This is a genomic window from Pedobacter sp. AW31-3R (genome assembly GCF_052180285.1).
In the GTDB taxonomy this organism is placed as follows: Bacteria; Bacteroidota; Bacteroidia; order Sphingobacteriales; family Sphingobacteriaceae; genus Pedobacter.
In genome coordinates, this window is record NZ_CP197475.1 from 6,123,881 (window position 1) to 6,136,033 (window position 12,153).

At 44.5% G+C, this 12,153-nt stretch carries 9 protein-coding genes; 8 read left to right on the plus strand and 1 reads right to left on the minus strand.

The features are described from left to right. Nucleotides 1–125 precede the first annotated feature (125 nt). From ACSBL2_RS24980 to ACSBL2_RS24995, 4 genes are read left to right on the plus strand one after another with little or no spacing between them, the layout of a single operon-like run. Complete coding sequence (locus tag ACSBL2_RS24980) at nt 126–1,049, plus strand: hypothetical protein (RefSeq protein ID WP_442589277.1); 924 nt, start codon at nt 126–128, stop codon at nt 1,047–1,049. Nucleotides 1,050–1,099: 50 nt separating this feature from the next. Beyond that, nucleotides 1,100–1,351, plus strand: coding sequence for a hypothetical protein (locus ACSBL2_RS24985; protein ID WP_442589278.1), 252 nt, complete (start codon nt 1,100–1,102; stop codon nt 1,349–1,351). A gap of 51 nt (nt 1,352–1,402) precedes the next feature. Then, a complete protein-coding gene (locus tag ACSBL2_RS24990) occupies nt 1,403–1,594 on the plus strand; it encodes a hypothetical protein (RefSeq protein ID WP_442589279.1) in 192 nt (63 codons plus the stop codon). Nucleotides 1,595–1,646: 52 nt separating this feature from the next. After that, nucleotides 1,647–1,967, plus strand: a complete 321-nt coding sequence (locus ACSBL2_RS24995) for a hypothetical protein (protein ID WP_442589280.1) — start codon at nt 1,647–1,649, stop codon at nt 1,965–1,967. Here ACSBL2_RS24995 and ACSBL2_RS25000 read toward each other — a convergent pair. Further along, nucleotides 1,918–4,725 carry an ATP-binding protein gene (locus ACSBL2_RS25000; RefSeq protein WP_442589281.1) on the minus strand — a complete coding sequence of 936 codons (2,808 nt, stop codon included), beginning with the start codon at nt 4,723–4,725 and terminating at the stop codon, nt 1,918–1,920. The two genes, ACSBL2_RS24995 and ACSBL2_RS25000, sit on opposite strands and share 50 nt — an antisense overlap. Before the next feature lie 352 nt (nt 4,726–5,077). On the opposite strand from ACSBL2_RS25000, the gene ACSBL2_RS25005 reads away from it, so the two are divergent. The 4 genes from ACSBL2_RS25005 to ACSBL2_RS25020 all read left to right on the plus strand — a co-directional run bounded on the left by ACSBL2_RS25005 (nt 5,078) and on the right by ACSBL2_RS25020 (nt 12,150). Beyond that, entirely contained in the window at nt 5,078–5,662 is a 585-nt protein-coding gene (locus tag ACSBL2_RS25005; RefSeq protein WP_442589282.1) for an RNA polymerase sigma-70 factor, read from the plus strand. 132 nt (nt 5,663–5,794) lie between these two features. Further along, complete coding sequence (locus tag ACSBL2_RS25010) at nt 5,795–6,790, plus strand: FecR family protein (RefSeq protein ID WP_442589283.1); 996 nt, start codon at nt 5,795–5,797, stop codon at nt 6,788–6,790. A gap of 320 nt (nt 6,791–7,110) precedes the next feature. Then, complete coding sequence (locus ACSBL2_RS25015; RefSeq protein WP_442589284.1) at nt 7,111–10,668, plus strand: SusC/RagA family TonB-linked outer membrane protein; 3,558 nt, start codon at nt 7,111–7,113, stop codon at nt 10,666–10,668. 3 nt (nt 10,669–10,671) lie between these two features. After that, a complete protein-coding gene (locus ACSBL2_RS25020) occupies nt 10,672–12,150 on the plus strand; it encodes a RagB/SusD family nutrient uptake outer membrane protein (protein ID WP_442589285.1) in 1,479 nt (492 codons plus the stop codon). Nucleotides 12,151–12,153: the final 3 nt, after the last annotated feature.

The window sequence follows — 12,153 nt, forward strand, 5'->3', positions numbered from 1 at the left end:
GAAATTTAGTTATTGAAATAAATGACCACATATCCATCAGACCATAATAAATTAGCTTGTCTATTCAGGGGAAATTTTTTGCCTTTTGATGGAATGAAAGAGGCTTTAAACACTAACCTGAATTTATGCAGTCACGAACCATCCGCAGCACAAACAATAGCGATTATGATCGAATTTTTAAAGAGAACATTGATGTCATGCTGCCCAGCATTGCCGGAAATATGTTGAATATGGATATCCTTAAGGAAGAAGGCCTGCCTACAGATATTCAGCATACAAAAGAACGAAAACCTGATTTCCTGAAAAGAGTGTGGAACAGGGAAGGTAAGGCTTCTATCTTACACATCGAATGTCAGACAAGGCCTGATCCAAAAATGCGCTTTCGGATGGCAGAGTATTATATCATGTTATTGCGTAAATACGAGATTCCGGTTAAACAGTATGTGCTGTTCCTGGGAAAGCAGGAACACCAAATGGAAACCGATATAAAAATGGGCAACTTTGAGTTCAACTACTCCATAAAATCGTTTATAGATATAGATTATAATTATCTGCTAAATAATTCATCCGCAGAAAGCAAAGTATTCTCTATTTTATGTAACTTTAATGGAGATAGTCTTGATGTAGTGGTAGGACGGATTATTCAAGGATTGAGAGAAGTGACAACGGGTATTACCTATAATAAATATTTAAACCAACTGGGGATACTCTCCCAATTACGAAAAAACAACAATTTATTTGAGATCATTATGAATTACGAACCAAGATTTACAAAAGAATACAATCCGTTTTACCAGGGAGGTAAAGCAGAAGGATTAGTAGAAGGCAGAGCAGAGGGATTAGTGGAAGGCAGAGTAGAAGGATTAGTGGAAGGCAGAGTAGAGGGATTAGTGGAAGGCAGAGTAGAAGGCATGATTAAAGGAGCAAAAGAAACTTCCAGAAAGATTGCCTTGAGGCTAAAAGAAGCAGGGATACCCTTCGAACAGATTGCTAAGGCAACTGAATTGTCACCAAGTGTTATCAAAAGATTAAAGAACACTGATCAATAAAATAGTGAAGAACTCAGTTAACGAAAAAACAGCAATTATTTGAGATCATTATGAATTACGAACCGAGATTTACAAAAGAATACAATCCGTTTTACCAGGGAGGTAGAGCAGAAGGATTAGTAGAAGGCAGAGCAGAGGGATTAGTGGAAGGCAGAGTAGAAGGCATGATTAAAGGAGCAAAAGAAACTTCCAGAAAGATTGCCTTGAGGCTAAAAGAAGCAGGGATACCCTTCGAACAGATTGCTAAGGCAACTGAATTGTCACAAAGTGTTATCAAAAGATTGAAGAACACTGATCAATAAAATAGTGAAGAACTTCGTTAACGAAAAAACAACAATTTATTTGAGATCATTATGAATTACGAACCAAGATTTACAAAAGAATACAATCCGTTTTACCAGGGAGGTAAAGCAGAAGGAGCAAAAGAAACTTCCAGAAAGATTGCCCTGCGGTTAAAAGAAGCAGGGATACCCTTCGAACAAATTGCTAAGGCAACTGAATTGTCACCAAGTGTTATCAAAAGATTGAAGAACACAGATCGATAAAAAGAGACCAGTAATGTGTTGAAGAATTCTGCTGAATGTACATACAGCTGTTATGGAACTGAATGTAGCTTTCAAACTAAAACAATCCCCGGATTGTTACTGGATGATGGAGGAATATAAAATTAAGATCACCAACGAAAATCACACGACCCAGAATATTGTGATTACCGCCCCAACAGATGATTCCGGGCAATATACCGTCATGATTGATGGAGAAAATAGTTCGGGTTATATTTTTGTAGATGGAATTGACGAGAGCGGCCAGCCTATCTGGAAGGGCTCCAATACGATCCTCGACATGCTTTCCGGCAAACTTGGCGAAGTTATTCAGCAGGGGAAGAACCAGGCAGCCACTTCTTCAGGATCTCAATGATCCTGTCTTCAATAATCGGCTTCACCATAAAATCGTCCATCCCCACCCGAAGGCATCTCTCCCGTTCATGTTTAACATTTCCGGCAGTAAGCGCTACAATCGGCACATGGATTCCATTGTCCATCTCCCGGATCTTGGTCGTAGTCTCATAACCGTTCATTTCAGGCATCTGGATATCCATAATAATTAAATCAGGGATCTCCTTCCTGCAAAATTTAAGAACCTCCAGCCCGTTCACCGCTTCAAGAACACGGGCATGAGCAGCAACCCTTTTCAGAATTGTCCGCACCAGCAGCATATTTATCGGATTATCTTCCGCCACCAGAATGGTTACCCCAGCCCGCTCAAGCCTATCGCCTATAGGAAGCTTCTGTTGAACCAGGTGGGTTTCAGCTTCGTTCTGCACGTCACCATGTTCAGCTTTCATCGTTAGTGTGAAAAAGAACACACTTCCCTGCCCGGCATCACTATACACCCGTAAGTTACTGCCCATCAATGTGAGTAATTTACTCGTAATACTTAATCCTAAACCCGTTCCTCCATATTTTTTAGTCGTAGAACCATCTTCCTGTGAAAAAGCATGGAAAATTGTTTCCTGCTTATCAGTCCGGATGCCTATCCCTGTATCCTTCACGCTAAAACATAAGGTAGCTTGCCCGTCCTGCTGCGCTACGACCTCCACCTTCAGCTCTATCAATCCCTTTTCAGTAAACTTTACTGCATTCCCCAACAGGTTAACCAGGATCTGTTTCAGGCGCAACGCATCTAGCCAGACATATGCAGGCATATCTTCCGGCATAGTGATCAACATCGACAAACCCTTTTGCTGAACCTGGAAGGTAACCAGCGCTGTGGCCTGGCGACAGATTTCATACAGATCATGCCGTTCCAGGTCGAGCTCCATCTTGCCCGCTTCAATTTTTGAGAAATCTAAAATGTCGTTTATAATGACCAACAAGATATTAGCCGACTGGTTAACGATAGAGAGATATTCCTCCTGGTCCTTGCTCAGCGAAGTCTTTAACACCAGGTCGGTAAAACCGATCACCCCATTCAGCGGCGTACGGATTTCATGGCTCATATTGGCCAGGAATTCAGATTTAGCCATGCTGGCTCCTTCAGCCGCTATTTTTGCCTGCTCGAGCTCAGCCCGCTGGGTAACCAGCTGTGTGACATCCTTCGCAAAAATCATCATCCCGCCAATCTTTCCCTCTTTTTCATACCAGGGCCGCATCTCCCAGCTGTCGTAGTGGGTCTCCCCCGTCACTTCATCGTAATGCAAATCCTCCTCGGCAATTTCTACCGCCCCTTTCAGGATCTGCTGATGTCTGGCCTTCCGTATCTGATCATCCGCGGTATTGCCATACAACCCGTAATAGGAAGTACCGATCAAATTGCCCGTCAGTTGATAGTCTTCCTTCCAGCGACGGCTGTAAGCAATGTACCGCATTTCATTATCCATCATGGCCACCGCAGCAGGAGTGTATTCAACAAATGAAGTCAGGATAGCCTTGGAACGGATAACCTCCAGCTCCGTTTTCTTCCGTTCGTCAATGTCCTGAACAGAACCATATATCCGCACACATTTCCCGTCTTCCAATACACTGCGTCCAATGTTTTTTATCCATTTTTTCTCTCCCTCAAGGGTGATGATCTCCATTTCCACATCCCAGGGAGTTCCCTTTTCTATGGCTTCCACCATGACCCGCGTGATGAGATCAAGGTCCCGCCCAGGCTGATAAAAATCAAACACATTATCCATTGCAGGCAGGAAATCGGGCCCGGCGCCATGGATAATCCTGGTCTCGGATGTCCAATAGATGCTCTCCCCAGGAATATCATACTCCCAGCCCCCCACTTTCGCCACATGGTTGTTCTGCTCCATCATCTCCTCGGTACGCTGAAGCGCAATCTCTAACAACTGCCATTCACTGACATCTCTTCCCACACCAAAAACGTTCCCGGTGGCAGGTTCAAGCGTCAAGTTCCATTGGATAAAATTATATCCTCCGGTGGCAATTTTTAAGCGGTGGACGAAACTCACTGTATTCTGCCCTTCCTGCAAGGGCTGCATTTCCTGCACCGTGAGGTCTTCATCGTCATGATGCGCAAGCTGTGGAATAGATTGTACCAGGAGTTCCTTTATATCCCAGCCTAATTGGTTACAGAAAGCATCATTCACCTTCTTGAAATTCCCTGCAATATCCGTAATGCAAATCAGGTCGTCTGAAAATTTAAAGACTTTATCAAAATTCCGGATGTCCTCCTGCTGACGGTGTGCAAGGATATGCCGCATGACTTCAGCCGCTAACAATTCCAGCCCCCTCTGCTGACCGGCATCGAGTTGTTTCGGCTGATGATCCATCACACTAAGTGTCCCAACAGTGTATCCTTTTGTATCCACCAGTGGAAATCCGGCATAAAACCTGACATAGGGTGCTCCGGTAACCAGTATATTGGTATTGAAACGTTGATCAGCCATGGCATCGACCACCTCGAAAACAGTGGTTCCCATAATGGTATATTGGCCGAAAGAACTTTCCCTCGCCATTTCATGAAGTGTTATTCCTCTTTTCGACTTGAACCATTCTTTTTTTTCATCAACGAAAGTGATCACCGAAATCGGAGCCTGACAAATGAGAGCTGCGAGCTCTGTAAATCTGTCGTATTCAATTTCTGAAAACGAATGGAATAAATGATAATTTTCTAGTGCCTGCAATCGCCCATCTTCATTCACTGGCACCGGTATATTCTCCATAGTTGTAACGAAAAAATAATAATAATGATTGGTAATCTGACTAATTTTATTGTGTTGTAAGTTAATTTAAACTGTCCATCTACAATCATCATGCCTTCAATAGCTTGTAAATGTAAATAAGGCCTTTTGAACCTATAAATACACATTAGTAGTATCTTTAGATGCACAAATTCAAAGATATTTTTCACAAAAATTAATAAATCCCAAGCTTTTAAAGCGAATAGAAATAAATTGCAGGAAATAATTGCAGCAAAAAGAATAAATAATGACGATTTATAGTTTTTGTACCCCATCACCCTTCCTACACCCATCTTTTTCCTATATTCGTTCTTTAGCGGATTAGGAAGGTATAATGAACAACAAAATAAACTCTGATGAGGATTTATTGCTTTTACTCAGACAGGATGACCGTTCTTCTTTCGATCAGATCTACCACAGTTATGCCAATCCGCTTTACCAGTCGGCCTTTAAACTCTTACAGGATAAGGAAGCAGCGGAAGATGTGGTACAGGAAGTGCTTTTTGAACTGTGGACAAAACGTGCTACACTTAACATTATCAACCTTAAAGCCTATTTACATCAATCCACCCGCTTTCAGGCATTTAAAATTATCCGCCACAATAAAGTGATTGCCAAAAACCTGGAAAAGGATTTCGTCTTCGCCTTCTGCGCTAACGATGGCGACCATCTGCTGGCACAACAGGACATCAGGACCCTGCTGAAAAACACCCTGGATCAGCTGCCAAAGAAATGTGCAGAGATTTTTTACCTGAGCAGGAACGAGCAGCTTAGTCACAAAGAAATTGCCGAACGGCTGAATATTTCCCCAAAAACGGTCGAGAATCAGCTGAATACTGCATTAAAAAAAATAAAGAAAGCTTTTTCTAAGCTAATTGTACTTTTTGAATTGATCATCCTGCTGTACCTCCTGTTATAATTCCCATTTTCTAACCCCAAAAACGAAAAAATGTAATTTTCTCAAAATTTTTATGGGGGGCAAGTCCACCTATAGGGTACATGTAATAAAGGGACAGAAATACCTGTTGCTGTTTATTATAAAATCTACGTTGTGGCAGACTCAAACATTTTAAGAAAACTGGCCGGAAAATACACCAAAGGTAAAGCCAGCCGGAAAGAGCAGGAACTCCTGGAGAGTTACTATGCTTATAAACAAACGCATGGCGAAGCGCAGCCCGACATCGATCCTGAAATGCAGAGCAGGATGTACGATAGGATCATTCAGCGCATTGATCGTGCACAACCCGAAAAACAATCCCTGAAATATTGGATCGGTATTGCAGCAGCACTGCTACTGATTACCGGTTCAATCGCTTTCCTGCGGTATAAAAGCAATCCCCTTTCATCTAAAGGCCTGATTTCCGTAATGACCAAAAAAGGAGAACGCAGAAAGCTGGTGCTGCCCGATAGCTCGGTTGTGATGCTGAATTCCGACAGCCGTCTTACCTATCCTCAAAAATTCAATGGACAGCAAAGAGAGGTCAGTTTAACTGGTGAAGCCTTTTTTGAGGTGACCCACCATGCCAAAAGACCTTTTATTGTGCACAGTGCACAATTCAATATTAAAGTACTGGGCACCCAATTCAATGTGAGTGCCTATGCCAATGAACAACAGGAAGCTTACCTTTTTAAAGGCTCCATCCAGGTACTGCAACCCTCTTCCAATCAGCTCCTCGCCACACTTCAACCCAGGGAGAAGTTTATTGCAGGCAAAGGACTCAGCAGCCGGCCTAAGGCCCGGGAACCGCAGCGCCTCCCGGATACAAAGCTGATCCCGAAGGAAATCATGCCGGAAAAAGAACCGGAGATCACTGAAATTGCCTGGACACAAAACCGCCTCGCTTTTGAAAATAAAGATTTTGCCGGAATGGCACGTTTACTGGAACGCTGGTATGATGTTAAAATCAATATCACCAATCCTGCCTTACTAAAGTATCGCTTTACAGGTACCTTCAATAACCTGCCACTAGACGATGTATTAAACGCATTAACCTTAACCACGAATTTTAACTACAGAAAGGAGGACAAGACAATCAACATTTACTAAAGCAATGAAACCATCATCAGCTTACCGCTAACAAACAGCAATGAATAAAGCTTATGATCGCTTCATAACCGATAAAAAACAACTATTTACTGATGAAAATACAGGGATTACTTGCTGGTAATTCCCTGTAAGACCCAATTAACGAAGCATAAAAATTTGCCGTTCGAATGCTTCAATTATTAAAAATCTCCTTAAAAGTAACAAACAAGGTTGAGCAAACCTAACCTGCTTTTGAGAAAAACCGTATCAACTAAATGAAAATAAAAATTACAGGCAGCACAGCAATGTGTCCGCCTCTATTTCGTAATATCCTAAAAATTATGAAACTAACCTTAATACTGTTGATAGCCGGACTGATGCATGTGACAGCCGCAGTCTATCCACAGGATAAGAAAATCAGCTTGAACCTCAGACAAACCAGTATCCATCAGATCATGAAAGCCATGGAACGCGAAACCGGCTATTCTTTCATGTATGGAAACAATAACTTTCCGGCCGAACAGAAACTGGACCTGGAGGTGAAGGATAAAGCGATTGCAGAAATCTTGAACCAGGTGCTGCAAAATACTGGCTTTACCTATAAGTTGATCAATGAGAAACTGATTGTTTTTACCAAACTGAATGCTCCTGTACGCTTCCCCGTTAAAGGAAATGTGAAGGATGCCCAGGGACTTCCCCTGGCCGGCGCCTCGGTGAAAGATGCCAATGGAAAGATCCTGGCACAGACCGATGTGAATGGGAATTTCAGGATTGCCGATCTTCAGGAAGATGAACAGCTGACCATAAGTTATATCGGTTATAAGGATCAGCCTATCGTGCTGAAAGGAAACAGCAGCAATGAGCTATCCATCAGCATGGAGGAAGACAGCGCTATTCTAAAAGGGGTCTCTATCGTATCTACAGGGATCCAGACCATCTCCAAAGAACGGAGTGCGGGCAGCTTTGCCAAACCTGATATGAAGATTATCAATGCCCGTACCGGTACCATGAATATTGTGCAGCGGCTCGATGGATTGATTCCCGGCCTGACCATCAATAACGCACCTTCCGATAACAGGTATTCTTCCAGCCAGGTTTTATTAAGGGGGGTGACCAGCATTAATTCCACCAGGGGACCGTTATATGTTGTAGACGGATTTCCGATAGACAATATTGCCTCTATCAATCCCAATGATGTGGAAGATATTACGGTGTTGAAAGATGCAACAGCGGCCTCCGTTTGGGGAGCGAGAGCATCAAATGGAGTGATCGTGATTACCACCCGCAAAGGGAGGGCAACCAGGGGTATCGAAATTGAATACGATGGTTTCGTAAATTTCAAAGGGATCCCCGACCTGAACTATGCAGGAATGATGAACAGTACGCAGTTTATTCAGTCTGCCCGCGAAATCTTCAATCCGGTGTTGAATCCTGCCGGATCAATTGTACCAAACGGAAGTTTAAGTCCGGTATTGCCACCACATGAACAGATCCTGTACAACCTGCATGCAGGTACCCTCTCTGAAACGGCAGCCAATAGTCAGCTGGATGCCCTGGCTTCCATGAATAACCTCAGCCAGATCAAGGATACCTGGTACCGGAATGCCATGTTAATGAACCAGACCCTGTCTCTTCGCGGCGGCACAGAGCAATATGCCTTTTATGGTTCCATGGCGTATACCAATAACCAGAGCAATACGGTAGGTACGTCCGACAATACCTATAAAATTAATGTGCGCCAGGATTATAAGTTCAACAAAGCCATTAGTGCCTACCTGGTGACCGACCTGACCAACGGTTTGCAAAGTGCAAAAAATGCCGTTTCACCCGACAGCCAGTTTCTGCCTTATGCCATGTTCAAAGATGAGGCAGGGAACAGCCTTCCCATGTCATGGCTGAACTACAGCGATGCGATAAGAACCAGCTACCAGAACAGAAGCCTGCTGGATCTCTCCTACAATCCTGTAGATGAATATTCCAGACGCAGCTACAAATCGGACCAGATGATCAACAGGATCGTGGCTGGCCTTACCGCCAATATCTATAAAGGACTGAAGTTTGAAGGCGTATACGGATTCTATAAATCGACCCAGAAAAACACCACCTTCCTGAACCAGAACAATTATGCCGTAAGAAGTGAACTGGCTTCCTTTACTGTGGCTCCCAGCACGACAGGCGGAACACCAACCTATTACCTGCCGGCAACCGGTGGCCGTTATACCGTAGCAAACCAAAGTCAGCGCAATTGGAACGTGAGGAACCAGCTGAGTTACGATCAGAACTGGAATGCACAAAAACACCAGCTCACCGTATTGTTCGGACAGGAAATACAAAACCAGCTGAGTGTGAACAATACCAATGTACTCCGTGGTTATGACCCCGACCTGCTTACCTTCGGCGCAATAGACTATAAAACCCTTGCTGCCGGAATTAACAATACTGTTTATCCCAACAGCGGATCCAGAAGCGTCTTGTTCAACAATTCCTATGCGGGAACAGAGCTTGAAAACCGCGTTGTGTCTTATTATGCCAATGCGGGATATACCTTTATGAACAAGTATACCATTAACGGAAACTGGAGACTGGATAAATCCAGCCTGTTTGGTAAAGACAAATCTGCACAGAGCAGGCCCGTAGGCAGTGGGGGACTCAGCTGGTATGCCAGCAGGGAAGACTTCCTGAAGGAGATTGGCTGGCTGAACCGCCTGATCGTCCGCGGAACCTATGGCATCACCGGATTATCGCCTTCCCCGGGAACCGCGGCTTCCTATGACATTGTCATTGCCCAGAACAATAGCATCTTCCCTGATGGAAGGGGACTGATCCTGGGAACCCCGGCAAACAGAAGGTTAAGCTGGGAATCAACAAAAACCGTTAACCTGGGACTCGACTTCTCGGTATTCAACAGACTGAGCGGAAGCATTGACCTGTACCGGAAAAATACAGATGAGCTCATCGGGCAGCTTCCTACAAATCCTTTTACAGGTTATGACAACATCACCGGAAATATGGGTAGCATGACCAATACCGGGATTGAGGCAAGTTTAAACTCCATGAATATCCAAAGCGGAAAATTCAGCTGGAGTACCTTACTGAACATCGCTTACAATAAAAACAAAATCACTTCCCTATCTAATGCCATACCTATCAGCACAGGAAATGGACAGGTAGTACAAAACTACCTGGAGGGCTATTCCGCATTCTCTGTATTTGCCTATAAATACGCAGGCCTGGACAATGAAGGGAATCCACAGGTATACCTGGCCGATGGCAGCATGACGAAAGAAATCAATGCCACCAAACCTGGCGATATTATATACAAAGGCACTTACCAGCCAGTATGGAGCGGAGGCTTGACCAACGTGTTCAGCTATGGCCCATTCAGCCTCAGTGCCAATGTGATTTATAACCTGGGACATGTGATGCGCCGTGATGTCAACACCCTTTTCTCGGGCGGCCGACTTGTTCCGGGACAGGGATCCTTTACCGGGAATGTCCATCAGGAATTCGTTAACAGATGGAAAAACCCGGGTGACGAGGCCTTCACCGATATCCCGGCCTATATTGCGGAGAATGGATTGAGTGATAGTGAACGCAACCTGGACTATTATACGCTGGCAGACAGGAACGTGCTGAGCGCAAGTTTCATCAAACTGAGGGATATTACCCTCTCTTATGAACTGCCGAAAAACATGCTCAGTAAAATCAATGTCAAAGGCATTACGCTGAGGGCACAACTGTCGAACCTGATGTTATGGAAGGCCAACCATTATGGGATAGACCCTGAGTTTCAGGACCCCACAGGTTATGCCGTCTACAGCAGCACCGCCAATGGAGGTGCCAGGACAATGCCCCTTAACCAGAAGACCATATCATTAGGTGCTCACATCAACTTTTAAACCATGAACTTATTAAATACATATAATTTTACAGTGCTGAGGCTACTTTTGTTATGTACCCTGTTGTTTTCCTGTAAAAAAGATTACCTGGATTTAACTCCAAAAGGGAAGCTGATCGCAAAAGCAACCTCCGATTATAACCTCTTATTCAACAATACCTCACTGATCAATACGGGTGTGGATGTCAGCTCTTTTCCTAATGGCCAGTTGGTCATGGGCGATGAGGTGCTGGCCACAGAACCTTACTTCTCTGGCGGAACACTGCGCATGCAGCGGCTTTTCAGGTGGGAGAAAGACATTTACAATCCCGAGGACAATGGAGCTGAAATGAAAGGCATCATGACCCAGCTGTACACCTACAACAAAATAGCCGTAGAAGTGCGGGAATCGACCGATGGGACAGAAGAACAAAAAAATGCTTTGTATGCGGAGGCCATTGCCAACAGGGCCTGGTGTTACTTTATGCTGACCAATTTCTATGGCAAGCCCTATAATCCGGCAACAGCAGGGACTGACCTTGCCTTCCCGATTATCAGGGTGGCAGATGTGGCAGAAACTAAATTTACCAGGGCCACCGTTCAGGAATGTTATGATTTCATGATGGCCGATCTCCGGGAAGCGATTCCCCTGTTACCCCGGAATTCTTCCATGCGCGGCCGGCTGAGCAAAGCTGCTGCTGAAGGACTTATGGGAAAAATATTGGTGTTCATGGGAAAATTCAGTGAAGCCCTGCCCTATCTGAACAGTACCATTGCCGATTTGCCCACCAATTATACGGTAAGCCTGTACAACTTAAACGTGACGATGGCAAATGCGGGGACAGCAGGTGCCTGGGGTTATGATCCGCAATGGAACCTCCCGGGATACCAGAGTTTGTATCCTACAGCATGGTTAAATACAGAAAATATTTTCTGTAAACAGGTAAATGCTGGTGCATGGGCGGCCGACAAGTCGGAGATTTTACTAACACCCGAGGCTGTTGCCTTATTCAAGCCATCTGATATGCGTTTAAGGTTCTTTAGTCCCCAGGCAAGTGGTGGAGTCCTATTGCCCCTGGCCAATACCCTGCGAAGAAACAGCGGCACTGTGGTACAGATTGGGATCCGTCTCGCAGATATACAGCTGCTGCGTGCAGAATGCCTGGCCAGGGCAAACGATCTGGGTGGCGCAATTGCCATACTTGAAGATTTCAGAAAAACCAGGATGCCTGCAGCTGACGCCAGCGTGGAGATCAGCGACCAGCATAGCCTTATCAAATATATCATCGATGAGCGTACACGGGAATTTGCCATCAATGGATTCAGGTGGTTTGACATGAGAAGATTGTCGACCGATCCGCTTTTCTCTGATGTGGTCTATACACACAAGTATTACAACAGCAATGGGGTCCTGACAGAATATACCTTAACGCCGGACCGGTTTACCTTACGTTTTACACAGAAAGTGCTGGATCAAAATCCCGGTATGCCTAATAATCCATAAGTC